The sequence below is a fragment of the Acidimicrobiia bacterium genome (genome assembly GCA_036396535.1).
Taxonomy (GTDB): domain Bacteria; phylum Actinomycetota; class Acidimicrobiia; order Spongiisociales; family UBA5794; genus DASWKR01.
The window spans coordinates 25,016-41,487 of record DASWKR010000044.1; the positions used below are offsets into that span (position 1 = coordinate 25,016).

At 70.6% G+C, this 16,472-nt stretch carries 13 protein-coding genes and 1 pseudogene; 4 read left to right on the forward strand and 10 right to left on the reverse strand.

Going from position 1 to position 16,472, the window contains the following annotated elements:
- Positions 1-11: 11 nt before the first annotated feature.
- Together menB and VGC47_07555 are read left to right on the forward strand one after the other, a co-directional pair.
- The gene (gene menB / locus VGC47_07550; protein HEX9855152.1) at positions 12-866 is read left to right on the forward strand and encodes a 1,4-dihydroxy-2-naphthoyl-CoA synthase; all 855 of its coding nucleotides are present in this window, start codon (positions 12-14) and stop codon (positions 864-866) included.
- Positions 863-1,747, forward strand: coding sequence for an enolase C-terminal domain-like protein (locus VGC47_07555; GenBank protein HEX9855153.1), 885 nt, complete (start codon positions 863-865; stop codon positions 1,745-1,747). Before menB ends, VGC47_07555 begins: the two co-directional genes overlap by 4 nt.
- On the opposite strand, the gene VGC47_07560 is transcribed toward VGC47_07555, so the two are convergent.
- Positions 1,729-2,430, reverse strand: coding sequence for an alpha/beta fold hydrolase (locus VGC47_07560; GenBank protein HEX9855154.1), 702 nt, complete (start codon positions 2,428-2,430; stop codon positions 1,729-1,731). The genes VGC47_07555 and VGC47_07560 overlap by 19 nt on opposite strands.
- An 11-nt stretch (positions 2,431-2,441) precedes the next feature.
- Here VGC47_07560 and menD point away from each other — a divergent pair, with 11 nt between their 5' ends.
- The gene (gene menD / locus VGC47_07565) at positions 2,442-4,142 is read left to right on the forward strand and encodes a 2-succinyl-5-enolpyruvyl-6-hydroxy-3-cyclohexene-1-carboxylic-acid synthase (protein ID HEX9855155.1); all 1,701 of its coding nucleotides are present in this window, start codon (positions 2,442-2,444) and stop codon (positions 4,140-4,142) included.
- A gap of 53 nt (positions 4,143-4,195) precedes the next feature.
- Here menD and VGC47_07570 read toward each other — a convergent pair whose 3' ends face one another.
- Positions 4,196-4,750 (reverse strand): YceI family protein, encoded by a 555-nt coding sequence (locus VGC47_07570; GenBank protein ID HEX9855156.1) that lies wholly within the window; start codon positions 4,748-4,750, stop codon positions 4,196-4,198.
- Positions 4,751-4,846: 96 nt separating this feature from the next.
- Here VGC47_07570 and VGC47_07575 point away from each other — a divergent pair, with 96 nt between their 5' ends.
- Positions 4,847-5,404, forward strand: coding sequence for a MarR family transcriptional regulator (locus tag VGC47_07575; protein ID HEX9855157.1), 558 nt, complete (start codon positions 4,847-4,849; stop codon positions 5,402-5,404).
- Here the strand turns inward: VGC47_07575 and VGC47_07580 are convergent.
- The 8 genes and pseudogenes from VGC47_07580 to VGC47_07615 form a co-directional block, all read right to left on the reverse strand.
- Entirely contained in the window at positions 5,308-6,432 is a 1,125-nt protein-coding gene (locus VGC47_07580; GenBank protein HEX9855158.1) for an isochorismate synthase, read from the reverse strand. The genes VGC47_07575 and VGC47_07580 overlap by 97 nt on opposite strands.
- Positions 6,429-7,160, reverse strand: coding sequence for a MerR family transcriptional regulator (locus VGC47_07585; GenBank protein HEX9855159.1), 732 nt, complete (start codon positions 7,158-7,160; stop codon positions 6,429-6,431). Before VGC47_07585 ends, VGC47_07580 begins: the two co-directional genes overlap by 4 nt.
- Before the next feature lie 46 nt (positions 7,161-7,206).
- Positions 7,207-11,199 carry a calcium-binding protein gene (locus tag VGC47_07590; protein ID HEX9855160.1) on the reverse strand — a complete coding sequence of 1,331 codons (3,993 nt, stop codon included), beginning with the start codon at positions 11,197-11,199 and terminating at the stop codon, positions 7,207-7,209.
- 51 nt (positions 11,200-11,250) lie between these two features.
- On the reverse strand, positions 11,251-12,636 hold the full coding sequence (locus tag VGC47_07595) for a calcium-binding protein (protein ID HEX9855161.1): 1,386 nt from the start codon (positions 12,634-12,636) through the stop codon (positions 11,251-11,253).
- A gap of 39 nt (positions 12,637-12,675) precedes the next feature.
- The gene (locus tag VGC47_07600; GenBank protein HEX9855162.1) at positions 12,676-13,479 is read right to left on the reverse strand and encodes an ABC transporter permease; all 804 of its coding nucleotides are present in this window, start codon (positions 13,477-13,479) and stop codon (positions 12,676-12,678) included.
- Positions 13,476-14,447, reverse strand: a pseudogene (locus tag VGC47_07605) (ATP-binding cassette domain-containing protein). The gene VGC47_07600 and the pseudogene VGC47_07605 overlap by 4 nt, the downstream one beginning before the upstream one ends.
- Positions 14,448-14,513: 66 nt before the next feature.
- Positions 14,514-15,131 (reverse strand): GNAT family N-acetyltransferase, encoded by a 618-nt coding sequence (locus VGC47_07610; protein ID HEX9855163.1) that lies wholly within the window; start codon positions 15,129-15,131, stop codon positions 14,514-14,516.
- A partial coding sequence (locus tag VGC47_07615) for an FAD-dependent oxidoreductase (protein ID HEX9855164.1) occupies positions 15,128-16,472 on the reverse strand: 1,345 nt, incomplete at its 5' end. The genes VGC47_07610 and VGC47_07615, both read right to left, overlap by 4 nt.

The window sequence follows — 16,472 nt, forward strand, 5'->3', positions numbered from 1 at the left end:
GAGGCTGAACCATGAGCGACAACCCGATACGCCCGGGTGCCGAGTGGGTGCCTGAGGGTCGGTGGACCGACATCAGGTATGAGCTGGCCGACGTCGGGCCGGAGGGCCGCATCGCCAAGATCACCATCAACCGTCCGGAGGTGCGCAACGCGTTTCGGCCGCAGACGCTCTTCGAGATGCGCGACGCCTTCGAGCTTGCCCGTGACGACTCCTCCGTCGGTGTGATCGTCCTGACCGGTGAAGGCCCCCTCGCCTTCTGCTCCGGCGGCGACCAGCGGATCCGTGGCGACGACGGCTACCGGGACGACAAGGGAATCGGGCGTCTCAACGTCCTCGACCTCCAGATCCAGATTCGCAGACTGCCCAAGCCGGTCGTGGCGATGGTCGCCGGCTACGCCATCGGCGGAGGACACGTCCTCCACATCGTGTGCGACCTCACCATCGCCGCCGACAATGCCATCTTCGGACAGACGGGCCCGAAGGTTGGCTCGTTCGACGGTGGGTACGGATCGGGGCTGCTCGCCAGGAGCATCGGCCAGAAGCGGGCGCGGGAGATCTGGTACCTCTGCCGTCAGTACTCGGCCGCCGAGGCGTACGAGATGGGGATGGTGAACACGGTCGTCCCGATCGCACGGCTCGAGGAGGAGACGGTTGGGTGGTGCCGCGAGATGCTCACCATGAGCCCGCTCGCCCTGCGCATGCTGAAGGCGTCGATGAACGCAGCCGACGACGGTCTCGCCGGCATCCAACAGCTCGCCGGCGACGCCACGTTGCTCTACTACCTGAGCGACGAGGCCCAGGAGGGGCGCGACGCTTACGTCGAGAAGCGCCGCCCCGAGTTCGAGCGGTTCCCCAAGCGGCCGTGAGCGACTTGCGGATCGTGCGCCTGCGCATCCCGCTCACTACGCCGGTGCGCGGGGTGACGGCCCGCGACGTCACGCTGGTACACGGTCCGCATGGCTGGGGGGAGTCCTCCCCCTTCCCCGGCATCGGGGTCTCGAGGGCGTCGTGCGATCGAGCGGCCCGCCAGGCCGGCGAGCGGGCCATGCCGCCGGCGCGCCGGGTCGCCGTCGAGGTGAACGCCCTGATCGTCGACACGTCGCCGGTGGCGGCGGCTGCCGCTGCCGAGGCTGCCGTTGCCGCCGGCCACCGCGTCCTCAAGCTGAAGGTCGGAGACGACCAGGACGTGGCTCGGGTCGCCGCGGTCAGGCGCGCCGTCGGCGATGCACCGGCGCTGCGGATCGACGCCAATGGGGCGTGGACCGTTCCCGAGGCGATCGAGCGGATCGGGCGGCTCGCCGAGGTGGGCATCGAGCTCTGCGAGGAGCCGGTCGGCGGCCTCGAGCGCATGGCACGGCTGCGCGCCGGCGTCGAGGTCCCGATCGCCGCCGACGAGTCCGTGCGGTCGCTGGGAGACGCTCGCCGCCTCGCCGAGCTGGGCGCAGCCGACGTCCTGGTTCTCAAGGTGCAGGCGTGCGGCGGCGTCTGGCCCGCCTTGGAGTGGGCGGGCGCGGCGGGGGTCCCCGTGGTCGTGACGTCGATGATCGAGACGTCGGTCGGCCTCGCCATGGGCCTGGCGCTGGCGGCGGCGTTGCCCGACCTGCCGTACGCCAGCGGGCTGGGCACCGCACGCCTACTCGAGCGGGACGTTGTCGCCGAGCCGCTGGTTCCCGTCGCAGGGATGCTCGACGTGCGGAGGCCGGAGCCGGACGAGGCGCTGCTGCTGACTCACTCGGTGCCAGAGTGACGGATCATGAACGCTGCGATCGACTCGGCCAGGGACTCGGGAAGCTCGAGAGGCACCGCATGACCGGCGCCGGGTACGACGTCGAGCTCGGCGTTCATGCCGATGCAGGCGAGCATCTCGGCCGCCATCGCCATGTGCGGCTCGTCGAGCCCGCCGGCAACGAGCAGAACGGGCATTTCGAGAGAGCCGAGCTCATCCCAGAGCGGCGGTTGCGCTCCCCTGCCGAGGATGCGGAGCTGGGAGGCGATCTCGGCCGTCGACTCGAGCCGTGCCGTGCGGCCCACGGCCGGGTCGAGCGTCGCCAAGACGGGCTGGGCGAGCCACCGATCCAAGAAGGCGTTGCGGTCGTGCCGCTCGATCCAATCGGCGAGCGCCTCGTCGTCGATCTGGCGCCTTCTCCTCTCGGCGTGGTCGGCGATGCCGGGCGACGCCGAGACGAGGATGAGTCCCGTCACCGGTTCCGGGTTCAGCAAGGCGGCGCACAACGCAAGCCTGCCGCCCATCGAATACCCGGCGTAGAAGCCGGGTCCGCCCCGCTCGACGAGGTCGGCCGCCGTGTCCTCGAAGGTGCCGCCGGTCTCGATGTCGAGGGCGGTCACGGACAGGTGGGGAGGCAGCGAGGCCGCCACCCTGTCCCACGCCTCTGCGGTCTGGCTGAAGCCCGGTATCAGCACGAGTCTCACGGGACCATCGTATGAGCGCCCAGCAGTCACGGTTCGTCCGGACGCTGGTCGACGAGTTCGTGCGGTCTGGCATCGAGCACGCCGTCATCGCCCCGGGCTCGAGGTCGACACCGCTCGTCATGGCTCTCGCCGAGCGCATGACGGTTCATGTGTTCCACGACGAGAGGTCCGCCGCCTTCTTCGCGTTGGGGCTCGGGCGGGGGACCGGGATGCCGGCGGTCCTCGTTTCGACGAGCGGCACGGCGGTCGCCAACTTCCACCCTGCCGTCGTCGAGGCCGACGCATCCAACGTCCCGGTCGTGGTGTGCACCGCCGATCGTCCCCCGGAACTGATCGATACGGGCGCCAACCAGGCGATCGACCAGCACCGCATCTACGGCGGCGCGGTGCGTTGGTTCTTCGATCCCGGGGTAGCCGGCGAGTTCCACGAGGCGGAGCGCTTCTGGCGCTCGCTCGCCTGCCGGGCTCTCGCCGAATCGACCGGGTGGCCCCCCGGCCCCGTGCACCTCAACCTCCCGTTTCGCGAGCCCCTCCTCCTCGACGACCAGGAGGCGGCGGTTCTCGGAGGGCGCCGAGGTGCGGTGCCATGGACGACGGCGCGCCGGACGACGGGCGTGCCGGATCTCAGCGAGGTCATCGAGGCAGTTCGTAGCTACGACCAGGGGATCGTCATCGTTGGACAGTCGCCGGGCGTCTCGGCCGAGACCCTGCTCCGGTTTGCGACGGCGGCCGGGTGTCCCGTCCTCGCCGACCCGCTGTCGGGGCTTCGGGTCGAGGGGACCATCTCGACGTACGACGCGCTGCTGCGTTCCGAGGAGTGGGCGGCCCATCACTATCCGTACCCCGTGATCCGGGTCGGGCGTCCGCCCACGTCGAAGCTCCTCGGAGAGTGGACCCGGCACGTCGACCCGCAGTTCGTCGTCACCCCCGAACTGACGTGGGAAGACCCTCACCGGTCGGTGAACATCCACATCGTCGGCTCACCCGAGGCGATCCTGCTCGAGGCGACGGATCGGCTCTCCGAGATCCCGGCCGTCGCCGACCGTCGATCGGAGTGGCTGACGGCCTGGTCGACGAGCGATGCCAAGGCACGGGCCGTCGTCGACGGATTCTGTGACGATGCGGACGTTCACTTCGAGGGGGCCGTCGCCAGGGACGTCGCAGCCGTCGTTCCCCAGGAGGCCCTCCTCTTCGTGGGGTCGTCGATGCCGGTTCGCGACCTCGAGACGTTCGCGGCTCCTCCGGTGACGGGCCTGATCGGCGCCAACCGGGGGGCGAGCGGCATCGACGGGACGGTAGGGACGGCGCTGGGGATGGCGACCGGGCTCGGCGTGCCCGTCGTGTGCCTCCTCGGCGACATCGCCTTCCTGCACGACAGCAACTCTCTCATCGGCCTCGCCGATCGCGGGCTGGAGGCGACGTTCGTCGTCGTCGACAACGACGGAGGAGGGATCTTCCACTTCCTGCCACAGGTGAACCACCGCGACTTCGAGCGGCTCTTCGCCACGCCCCATGGCGTCGACACGGCAGCCGTCGCCGAGGCTTTCGGGCTCGAGGTCGAGCGGCCGGCGCCAGGCGGCGTCGGTGACGCCGTTGCCGAATCGATGCGGCGTGGCGGCTCGAGGGTGCTCATCGTTCCAACGGAGCGAGCAGACAACGCGGCCCGCCACCGGGCCGTCATGGCTGCGGTGTCCGAGGCGATCTGGCCGTGACGCGGCGCCGCCAGGTCGCGTGACCAGGCGGCGCGGAACACTCGGGAGAGGGGTCAGGCCTTGACTGCCTGCGCCTCGATCTCGATGTGGACGGTCTTGCCGACGAGCCAGCCACCGGTCTCGAGGGGCTGGTTCCACGTGAGGCCCCATTCATCCCTGTCGATCGACGTGGTGGCACTGAAGGCGGCCTTCTCGGTGCCCCACGGGTCCGTGACGAGACCGAGATACTCCACGTCGAGCGTCACCGGCCGGGTCAGGTCGCGGATGGTCAGCTCGCCCTCCATGTCGTAGCCGTCGCCCTTCGCCCTGATCGCAGTCGACCTGAACGCCAGCGTCGGGTAGGTGGCGGCGTCGAGGAAGTCCCCGGAGCGGAGGTGAGCGTCGCGATCGGGAGCGCCGGTGTCGATGGACGCCGCGTCGATCGACACTTCGACCACCGAACCCGTCGGGTCGTCGGCGACGTCGATCTTGCCGTCGAATGCCTTGAACGACCCGCGGACCTTGGCCGCCATGAGGTGGCGGACCGCGAACCCCACGTGGGTGTGGGCCGGGTCGAGCGTCCAGGTGCCGGCTTGCGGCGTCGAGGTGCGCATGGTGGATGCAGTCATGATTGACTCCTTTCATTGCAGAAGCAATATCTGAGTAAGCAGAGACTGTACGCGCAATTATCTGACAAGTCAAACAATTGCCGGTATCATTGCCGGATGGTCACCCGGTTCGACGTCACGACAGACGAGCGCATCGCCGCCTTCGGCGCCCTCGTCGACGCCTACCGCAGGCTGCAACGCGTCTTCGACCACACGTTGCGCGAAGAGCACGGCATGTCGAGCGTCTGGTTCGAGGCCCTGCTGCGTTTGGCCCGCTCGGACGAGCGGCGCTTGTCGATGTCCGAGCTCGCCGACCAGATGGTGCTCACGTCGGGCGGGGTGACCCGCCTCGTCGACCGCCTCGTCGAGGCCGGGACCGTCGAGAGGGTGCAATGCCCGACGGACCGCAGGGTGCTCTGGGCGCGGCTCACCGAACGGGGGCTGGAAGTCGTGACCGAGGCCGCTGCCAGGCACGTCGTCGACGTCGAGCGGCACTACACCGGCGAGATGTCGATCGAGGAGCTCGAGCAGGTCACCCGGGTCCTCGATCGTCTGGCGGGCAGCTGCGAGGGCCCGGCTCAGACGAGCACGTCGAGCATGGCGACGAGCTTGGACTCGGTTTCGTCCCACTCGTCGTCGGGGTCCGAGCCGGCGACGATCCCGCACCCGGCGTAGAGGATCGCCCCATCTGGGCGGATCGTTGCGCACCGCAGCGCCACCGCGAATTCGCCGTCGCCGGCGGCGTCCAGCCATCCGACCGGACCGGCGTAACGACCACGCGGGCTCGGCTCCAGCTTCTCGATGAGGCCGAGCGCCTCCTCGAGGGGCGTTCCACCGACGGCCGGGGTGGGGTGGAGCGCCATGGCGAGGTCGAGGGCGGTCACCGAGCCGTCGACGAGCCGTCCTCGAACCTCGGCCCCGAGGTGGGCGACGTTGCCGGCGAGCATCGGAGTCGACGGACCGACCGTCAGATCCGAGCAACGACCTCCGAGCGTGGTGGCGATGGCGAGCACGACCACCTCGAACTCGTGCAGCAGCTTCGGCGTGGCGAGCAGCGATCGGGCCTCGCCGACCGCGACCGTGCCCGCCATCGGCACGGACAGAACCCGGTCGCCGTCCCGTGACACGAGCAGCTCGGGGGTGGCGCCGACGAAGCCGCCGTCTGCGTAGACCCAGGCGTCGGGACGGGCCGCCGCGATGCGGCGAATCACGGATGGCACGTCGAGCTCGGACCCGGGCTGCACGACGACCCTGCGCGACAGCACCACCTTCTCGACTTCGCCGGAGGCGATCCGAGCCAGGATGGCGTTGACCGCCTCGGTCCACTCCGCCCTGTCGAGCAGGTGGGTCGGCACCTCGGGTGGAGCGGGCTCCTCGTGATCGCCGGCACCCCCGGTGACGATCGTCTCCCAGGCGCCGTCGGCGTCGACGCCGAGCACCCGCTGCGGGATGCGCATGCGGCCGGCTCTCCCATCGAAAGGCAGGGCTCCGACGGCGAGCGGTCCCGTCGCCCTGCGGCGCACGTCGTCGTCGACCTCGATCGCCGCCAGGGCGTCGGCCGCCTCGGCGACGGACACGTCGGCGGCCCACCCGGACGCCACGATCCCTCTGCCGTTGCGCTTGAAGACGAAGTCGCCGGGCGAGATCCCGGCGAGCAGCTCGGCCCCGTCGGGCAGTGGACGCGTCGTGGCTCGCAGAGTCACGCCGTCTGCTCCCGCGGGGCGTCCAATTCCTGCAACTTGGCCGTCGCCAGCTCGAGGAGCACCCGTCCGAAGTGGTGGCTCACGAGCGAGGTGACCGCAGGGAACAGCTCCTCGAAGGCGGCGACCAGCCGGCGCGCCTTCTCGTCTGCGGAGCCGTCCGAGTCACGGATCGGACGGCGGACGTGGCGGTCGAACATGTCGACCGCCTCCTCGGCGACCTCGAGGGTCGCCTCGTGGTGGCGCCTGGCGAGCCGGAGCAACTCGTCGAGCGGCAGGCCCACCTCGAGGAGGGTCACCCCTGTGGCGACGAGGTCGGCGTCGGCCACTGCGTAAGACGTCGTCGACCCCGCAACACCGCCGATCAGATTCGCCGCCGCCAGCGCCTCGATCACCTGGCTCGGAACCCCGGTTCGTTCCTCCAGCTCCTCCCGGGTGAGGCGGGCCCCTTCGAGCTTGTCCTCCCTGCCGGCGACGGCGACCGCCAGGAGGGTGTCGGTCGCCGAGACGTCGTCGTCGAGGAGCCTCCCGATCATGCCGAGCGAGAGGCCGTCGTCCTGCAGCGCCCGGATGCGCTCGACCCTGGTGCGGTGGCGCTCGTCGTACCAGGCGATGCGGCCCTCCCGGTGCGGGGGAGCCAGCAGCCTCCTCTTCTGGTAGAAGCGGATCGTGGCGACCGTCAGCCCCGTGAGCTCCGCCAGCTCCTCGACGCGCCAACGTTGTGAGTGCATGCTCCCATTGTAGGAGTGATCACTCCCAAGGTCTACGAGGAGCCGCTCAGGCCTCGCAGCTGACGGCCACCTCGATCGAGATACAGGTGTCGGTGCCGCCGCCTCCGTCGCCCGTGTCCGTGCCGCCGCCTCCGTCGAGGGTGTCGTCACCCCCGAGGCCGAACAGGATGTCGTCGCCTCCCGCTCCCGTCAGGGTGTTGCTGCCATCGTCGCCGGTCAGCGTGTCGACGTCGGCGGTTCCGGTGGCGTGCTCGACGTTGGTCAAGGTGTCCGTCCCGTTGCCCGTGGCAGTCCCGCCGTCGAGGTCGACGACGACGCCCGCCGCCGCCGAGGCGTGCAGGACGGTGTCCTCGCCGCCGCCGCCGTCGATCGAGTCGTTGCCGGTCCCGCCGTCGAGGAGGTCGGCGTCGGCCCCGCCGTCGATCGTGTCCGCCCCCGCCATGCCATTGATCGTGTCTGCGCCCCCGGCGCCGGCGAGCGAGTTGTCGCCGCCGTCGCCCGTGATCGTGTCCCCCTGCGGGGATCCGGTGACGTTCTCGACGTTGGCGAGCGTGTCGTTGCCCTCTCCACTGGCCGTTCCTGCGTCCAGGTCGACGGTCACCCCGGACCCGGCGCCTGCGAAGGCCACCGTGTCGGTGCCGCCGCCGCCGTCGACCGAGTCGGCGGCGCTCCCCGGCGTGATGGCGTCGTCGTCGGCGCCGCCGTTCAGCGTGTCGTCCCCGCCCCCGCCGTCGATCGTGTCCGCCCCCGCCATGCCGTTGATCGTGTCTGCGCCGCCGGCACCCGCCAGCGTGTCGCCGCCGTCGCCGCCGTCGATGACGTTGTCGGAGTCGTCGCCGGTGATGATGTCTGCCTGGGGCGACCCGGTGACGTTCTCGATGCCGGTCAGGCCGTCCTCGTCGGTTCCGTCGTCACCGGTTCCGGCCACCAGGTCGACCGTCAGCCCCGCGGCGAAGCCGGAGTAGTCGATGGTGTCGGCGCCGCTGCCCCCGTCGATGGCGTCGGCGCCCCCACCCCCGTCGATCGTGTCGTCGCCCGCACCCCCGTCGATGGTGTCGGCGTCGGCGCCCCCGCTGATCGTGTCGGCGTCGGCGCCGCCGCTGATGGTGTCGGCGCCGCTGCCTCCCGTGATCGTGTCGTCGCCTCCGCCCCCGCTGAGCACGTTGGGGCTTGCGTTGCCGCTGATCGTGTCGGCGCTCGGGGACCCGATGACGTTGGCGAACCCGCTGATGGTGTCGGTACCGTCGCCCGTGGCGGGGCTGGCGCCGACGTCGACGGTCACGCCTCCCCCCGAGGTCGAGTAGTCGAGCGTGTTCGTGCCGGCTCCGCCCGTGAGGGTGTCGTCGCCCGACCCGCCGTTGATGGTGTCGTCGCCGCCCTGCCCGTCGAGCACGTCGTCGCCGGCGTTCCCGGTGATGGTGTCGTCGCCCCCGCTCCCGGCGATGGCGTTGGCGCCGGCATTCCCGGTGAGGGTGTCGTTGAACGTGCTGCCGTTGATGTTCTCGATCCCGCCCAGGGAGTCCGAGCCGTGGCCCGAGGCGGTGCCGGCAGCCAGGGACACAGTCACCGGTCCCGTCGCCGCGCTGTAGTCGACGACGTCGACGCCCCCGCCTCCGGTGAGCGTGTTGTCGGCGGTGCTCGAGTAGAACGAGTCGGCGCTGGCGCTGCCCACCGCGCTCTCCACCGACGTGAGGGTGTCGACGCTCGAGCCGTCGTCGGCCGTGCCCGCGTCGAGGTTGATCACCACCCCGGAGGCGCTGCCGGAGAAGTCGACGGTATCGGAGCCGCCGCCCCCGTCGATGGCGTCGGCGCCGCCGTCGGCGACGAACGTGTCGGCGCCGCCGCCTCCCTCCAGCGCGTTGACGCCTGCGGAGCCGGTGATCGTGTCGGCGCTCGCCGATCCGGTGGCGTTCTCGACGTTGGCGAGGGTGTCGGAGCCTTCGCCCGACACGGTCCCCGCCCCGAGATCGATGGTGAGGCCGGCGGCCGCCGCCGATCCGTCGAAGGTGTCGGTTCCGGTGCCCCCGTCGATGGTGTCGTCGCCTGCGCCGCCGGCGAGCGTGTCGTCGCCCGGCCCGCCGTCGATCGTGTCGTTCCCGCCGCCGCCCGACACGACGTCGTCGCCCCCGGCGCCGGCGATGACGTTGGCGCTCCCGTTCCCCGTCAGGGTGTCGCCGCCCGGGGTGCCGGTCACGTTCTCGACGCCGGTGACCGTATCGGTGCCGTTGCCGGTGGTGACGCCGGCGCCGAGGTCCACGGTGACGGCGGCTGCCGTCGTGAAGGTCAGCGTGTCGGTGTCGCCTCCACCGATGATCACGTCGTTCCCGGGGCCGCCGTCGAGGGTGTCGCTGCCGCCTCCGCCGTCGAGGACGTCTCCGCCCCCTCCGCCGAAGATGATGTCGGCGCCCCCGCTCCCGCTGAGCGAGTTGGCGCCGCCACTGCCGGTGATCGTGTCGGCGCCCGGGGAGCCGAGCACCGACTCGATGCTCACGAGCGCGTCGGCGTCCCCCGGGGCAGTCGCAGTGCCCGCCGAGAGGTCGATGGTCACCGGGCCGGCGACGTCGGTGTAGCTCACGACGTCGACTCCGCCGCCTCCGTCGACGGAGTCGTCACCCGTATCGGGACGGAGCAGGTCGTCGCCCCCGCCGCCGAGGAGGGTGTCGTCCCCGGCACCTCCGTCGAGCGTGTCGTCCCCGGCGCCGCCCCGAAGCTCGTTCGACGAATTCCCCCCCGTGATCGAGTCGTTGCCCGCCCCGCCGATCACCCGCTCGACGTTGACGACCGTTGCCGGCTCGTCGAGGAGGTTGGCGTTCCCGCTCCCGAGATTGACCGTGATCCGGGCAGTGGCTGCCGAGGCGTCGAGGGTGTCGGTCGCCGAACCGCCGTTGTGGTCGTCGCCGCCCGCCGAGACGATGAAGGTGTCCGCCCCTCCGTTGCCGTTGAGCGTGTCGGTCCCGGCGCCACCGTCGAGCTCGTCGGCGCCGACTCCGCCGTTGAGCACGTCGCCACCTCCGGCGCCGCGCAGCGTGTCGTCGCCTGCGTCGCCGGCGACCGTGTCGGCCCCGCCACCGCCGTTGAGCACGTCGTCGTCGTCCCCTCCGGCGAGGTTGTCCTTCCCGGCGCCGCCGTCGAGGTCGTCGTCCCCGGGGCCGCCGGAGATCGTGTCGGCCCCTCCGCCCCCTGCCAGGACGTCTCGGCCGTCCGAGCCGGTGATGGTGTCGCCGCCCGGGCCGCCGGTGATGGTGTCGTTGCCCGTTCCGCCGTTGAGTGTGTCGGTGCCCTTGGCTCCGTCGATGGTGTCGTTGCCGTTCCCCCCGAACAGCTGATCGTTGCCCCCTCCGCCGCCGATCGTGTCGTTGCCGTCATCGCCGAACACCAGGTCGTCGCCGCCGCCGCCCCCGATGTCGTCGTGGCCGGCCCCGCCGATCAGGGTGTCGTCGCCTCCGCCGCCCGACAAGACGTCGCCTCCGGACTTGCCTTCGATCAGGTCGACTCCGGCGCCGCCGAGGAGCTGGTCGGGGCCGCTCCCGCCGCTCAGCGCGTCGTCGTCGTCGCCTCCGTCGAGCACGTCGGCTTTGCCCCCGCCGTCCAGCTCGTCGTCGCCGGGGCCGCCCGTGAGGTCGTCTCGGCCGCCTCCGCCTGCGAGGACGTCGCTGCCCTTACCGCCTGCCAGTTCGTCGTTGCCGGGACCGCCGCGCAGGTCGTCGCTACCGGCGCCGCCCTGGAGCGTGTCGTTGCCGTCGTCGCCGACGAGCAGGTCGCGGCCTCCTCCGCCGAGGAGGGTGTCGGCCCCCGGGCCGCCGCAGATGACGTCGTTTCCGCCGCGACCGTCGATCGTGTCGTCGCCCCCCCGGCCGACGATGACATCGTCGCCGTTGGTCCCGTCGATCGTGTCGTCGCCGGGGGTCCCACTGATCGTCGCCGGCAGTCCGTTGCAGGTGGCGAGGGCGTTGGCGGCCTGTGTCGGCGTGTCGGACAGTGAGAGCCCGATTGGGAAGGCGAGAACCAGCACCACGGCGAGCAGTGAGCGACGGCTCATGGAGGCGAAGGCTACACCCGCGTCGCGACCTCTCTCACTCGCCGGTGGGGCTCACGCCTCGCAGCTGAACGGCGTCTCGATGCTGATGCAGGTGTCGGTCCCGGGGCCGCCGTCGCCGATGTCGGTGCCCGTCCCGCCGTTGAGCGTGTCGTTCCCGAGGCCCGCCGTCAGCGTGTCGTCCCCGCCGGCCCCGACGAGGGTGTCGTTGCCTTCGTCCCCGGTGAGCTGGTTGGGACCCCCGTCACCGGTGATCGAATCGTCGTAGAACGAGCCGTAGACGTCCTCGATGTTGGCGAGGGTGTCCGAGCCGTCGCCGGTTGCGGTGCCGTTCGGGAGGTTGACGGTGACGCCTCCCGGAGCCGACTGGAAGAAGGCGAGGTCCTGGTCGGCGCCGCCGTCCATGTCGTCGTCCCCGCCACGACCGATGAGGGAGTCGAGTCCGCCGCGGCCGGCGAGCGTGTCGTCGCCCGCTCCACCGTCGAGTTGGTTGTTGTTGCCGTCACCCCGGATCACGTCGTCGAAGTCGCTGCCGATGATGCTCTCGATGCCGCTGAGGAGGTCGTTGCCGTGCCCGGTGGCGGTCCCGGCCGCCAGGTCGACCGTCACGCCGCCGGCGGCATTGACGTAGGTGACCTTGTCGGCACTTCCGCCACGACCGGTGAACTCGTTGTCGCTCGCCGAGCTGACGAAGAGGTCGTTGAAGTCGGTGCCGATCACGTTCTCGATGTTGGAAACGGTCTCGATCCCGTCACCGGTCACGAGCCCGGTCGTCAGGTCGACGTTGATCCCCGTGTCGAGATCCGAGTAATCGACCGTGTCGACGCCGGTCCCGCCGTCTGTCTCGTCGGTGCCCGTGCCCGGCCGCAGCGTGTCGGCGCCCCCGCCTCCGTCGAGCGTGTCGTCGTCGGCTCCGCCGTCGAGGCTGTCGGCGCCTCCGCCGCCCATCAGGTCGTCGTTCCCGGGCCCGCCGGTCACCTCGTCGGCCTTGCCCCCGCCGCTGGCGGAGTCGTTGCCGGCCCCTCCGTCGAGCACGTCGGCACCGCCGGCGCCGATGAGGGTGTCACCGCCCCCCTTCCCTTCGAGTGTGTCGCCGCCGGACTTGCCGTCCAGCGTGTCGGCGCCCTTGCCGCCGATCAGGTGGTCGGCGCCGGGACCGCCGACGAGCGTGTCCTTGCCGCTTCCGCCGTCGAGGGTGTCCTTGCCGCTCCCGCCGCACAGGGTGTCGTTGCCGCCCTTGCCTCTGATGTCGTCCCGTCCGTCGAGGCCGACGATCACGTCGTTGCCCGGAGTGCCGACGAGCACGTCGTCGCCCGCCGTGCCCGTGATGGTGGCGGCGAGCCCGTTGCACGTCTCGGCTGCCGTGGCCGCCGTGGTGGGGACGAGGGTGACGGCGACGAGGGCGGCACCGGCGAGCAGGGAACGAAGGCGGGGAGTCATCGTGCCGTCATCGGAAATTCGGCCAGATCCCTTGAGCGCTCACCGGCTCACGGCCTTGCGGTACTGGCGCACGGCCAGTGGGATGAAGATCGCCAGGATCACGGCGATCCACAACAGCGATGCCCACACGGCATTGCGGAGGGGCCAGACGTCGGGGGGCGGGAAGGCCGGGTTGGTGTTGCCGAACAGCTGGCGGACCGCCTGGGTGACGGCCGAGACCGGGTTCCATTGGGCGATCGGCTTCAAGGGCCCGGGCAGGTTGTCCGTTGCGACGAACGTGTTGGCGATGAACGTGAGCGGGAAGATGGCGATGAAGCTGGCGTTGTTGAACACCTCGGGGCTGCGCACCGTGAGCCCGAGCGTGGCCATCACCCACGAGATGGCGTAGGCGAACAGCAGCAGCAGGACGAATCCGCCGAGGACCTCGAGGAGCGACGAGTGGACCCGCCACCCGACGATGAGCCCCGTGACGGCCATCACGACCACCACGAGTGCGTTGTTGACCACGTCGCTCGTCGTCCGACCGACGAGCACCGCCGACCGGGCGATCGGGAGGGAGCGGAATCGGTCGACGATGCCTTTCTGGATGTCGAGCGCCAACCCGGATCCGGTGATCGTCGCCCCGAAGAGCATCGTCTGGGCGAAGATCCCCGCCATGAGGAACTCCCGGTACGAGACCCCCGGGATCTCGATGGCGCTGCCGAAGACGTAGGCGAAGAGAAGCACGAACATGATCGGCGAGATCGTCGAGAACACCAGGAGATCGGGCACCCGCTTGATCTTGATGAGGTTGCGCTTGGCGACCACCGCCCCGTCCGAGATCGCCTGACTGAACGTCGTCATCGTGCTACCTCCTCGACCGCGTCGACTTCGATGGTGGCGTGACCTGTGAGCGCCAGAAACACGTCGTCCAGGGTGGGGCGGCGCAGGCCGATGTCCGCCACGGTGAGGGAGGCGGCGTCGAGGCGACGCAACGCTTCCATCATCGCCTTCGAGCCATCGTCGACGGGAACGGTCAAGGTCCTCGTCATTTGATCGACCGAGATGTCGCCGTTGCCGATGTGCGACAGCTGCTCGATGGCGATGTCGAGGTCGGCGGCGTTGGCGACGCTCATCTCGAGGCGCTCGCCTCCCACCTGGGCCTTCAGCTCGTCAGACGTGCCTTTGGCGATGACCCGGCCGTGGTCGATCACCGCGATCTCGTCTGCGAGACGGTCCGCCTCTTCGAGGTACTGGGTGGTGAGCAGCAGCGTGCTGCCCTCGGCGACCAGCTCGCCGATCACGTCCCACATCTCGAGGCGGCCCCGCGGGTCGAGCCCGGTCGTCGGTTCGTCCAGGAAGAGGACCTGGGGCTTGATGACCAAGGACGCCGCCAGGTCGAGCCGGCGCCGCATGCCGCCCGAGTAGCCCTTGACCGGCCGGTTGGCGGCATCGGCGAGGTCGAAGCGCTCGAGCAGCTCTCTGGCCCTCGCCTTGCTCGCCGTTGCCCCGAGGTGGTACAGCCGGCCGACCATGTCGAGGTTCTCGAGCCCCGTGAGGTCGTCGTCGACGGCGGCATACTGGCCGGAGGTCCCCATCACCTTGCGCAGGGCGGTTGCGTCGCGAACCACGTCGTATCCGGCAACAGTGGCGGAGCCGCTGTCCGCCCGAAGGAGCGTCGTGAGGACGCGGACGGCGGTCGTCTTCCCCGCCCCGTTGGGCCCGAGCAAGCCCATGACGGTGCCCTAGGGTACGGCCAGGTCGAAGCCGTCGAGGGCGACCACGTCTTTGTAGCGCTTCACGAGCCCCTCGGCGGCGATGGCTGTTCTCATCGGAATGCCTCCCATTCGACTGAGGGAGGAGGCTACCTGTGGGGTGTGACAAGTTCGGCGCCCGCCTCAGGGTTGCGGGTAGTCCTCGTTCTCCCACACCAGCAAGGTGGCGATGCCGCCCCCGGCGGTCCCGTCGACGTAGCCGGGCAGCAGGCCGCGCACCGCGAAGCCGGACTCGAGCTGAAACGTGAGCGTCGGATCGTGGCGCCGCCCGGCGACCACGTCGGCGATGTATTCCTCGGCGGTGAGGTCGTCCTCGACCTCCTGGTAGCCGGGGATCATCCCGCCCGCCACCATGCCACGCCGGTTGAGGCGCCTCACCATCTCCTTGCGCCTCCGGTAGAACTCGCCGCCGATCCCGCGCCCGCGCGCCTCGGGATGAACCGAGATGCTCAGCCCGTAGTACCAGTCGCCGTCCGGATCGTGCATCTCGGGCTCGGAGACCTCGACGAGCCTGTGCCGGGGATGCTCGAAGTCGAAGTCCATGAGCCAGCCGATGGCGAAGCCGACGAGGCGGCCGTCTTGCTCGGCGGCGAACGCACCTTCGGGGAAGATGCGCACGTGCGCCATCGCATCGTCGGCCCTGAGGCGCATGTCGGCGGCGAGGTGCGGGAAGCACACCGCTTCGAGCTGCTGTGCCTCGCTGGCGTCCTCGAGCCGCAACGGCCGGTACAGCACGGTCATCGTCGCAACACCTTCCAGACGAGCTCTGCCTCGGGCGCCGGGCGATCTCGGCGTTGCTCCCTCCCGTCCGCCAGCTCGAGCAACTTGGCGCCCATTCTTATCCCTGCCCACCGGAAGGGCTCGACCGGCCAGCGCCGTGAACGCCGTCTGATCCATGGCAGGGTCGTGACCTCGTCGCCGGTCTCGGCGATGAGATGGGCGACGCACCGGCCCGCCAGGTTGGCGGCGCCGACCCCCTCGCCGATGTAGCCGCCCGGCCGGTAGATGCCGCTCGCCGGGTCGGCTTCGATCGATGGAAGCCAGTTGCGCGGGACGCCGAGCACCCCGCCCCAGCGGTGCGTCACCGCCATCCCGTCGAGCACCGGGAACATGTCGAGGAGGATGGCGTGGATCCTCTCGTGCCAGGCGGCATCCTGCTCGGTCTTGGTGTCGATGCTGGAGGCGTACCGGTAGGACGGCCCCGGCGAGCCGAACGCCAGGCGATCGTCGGCGGTGCGCTGGCCGTAGATGACGCGATATCGAGCGTCGGCGAACGTGGGGCGGGTTTCGAGCCGCACCTGTTCCAGGACGGGCCGCGGCAGCTGCTCGGTGGCGATCATGAGCGAGTAGAACGGGACGAGTCGCCTGGAGTACCCGGCGATCGACTGGGTGTACGCCTCGGTGGCGACGACGATCGCATCTGCCCGCACCGTCCCCCGGGTCGTCTCGACCACCCCTTGGGTGACCCTCGTCGCCTTCGTTTCCTCGTGGACGACCACACCGGCCGCCTCGCAGGCTCTCGCCAACCCGGTCACCAGCTTGGCCGGATGGATGGCGGCGGTCGCCGGGTCGAACAGGCCGCCGAGCACTCTGGTGGCTCCGCACAGCTCACGTGCCTCGGCGGCGTCGAGCCACCGCAGGTCGCCGCCGACGTGTCGGAGCAGCCTCGCCTCCTGGCCGCCGTTGCGCGCCAACTCGAGCGAGCCACCCCTCGCCCAGTCGCACTCGATGCCTTCGGCGGTGACGACACCGTGGATCTCGTCGACCATGCCGCCGATCGCCTCGTTCATGCGCCGTCCGGCCGCCTCGCCGGCGAGGTCGGACCAGCTGCGGCTGGCGGCCATGCTCGCCATGCACCATCCGCCGTTGCGACCGGAGGCGCCGAACCCGACACTGTTGGCGTCGAGCACGACGACCCGCACGTCGCGGCTCAGCTGCTTCAGGTAGTAGGCGGTCCACAGTCCCGTGAACCCCGCCCCGATAACGGCTACGTCGACGGAGACGTCACCATCGAGCGGCGGCCGCGGGTTCGCCACGACCTGGTCCATCCACAACGACGGAGCGTGGGCGAGCATCGCCCAG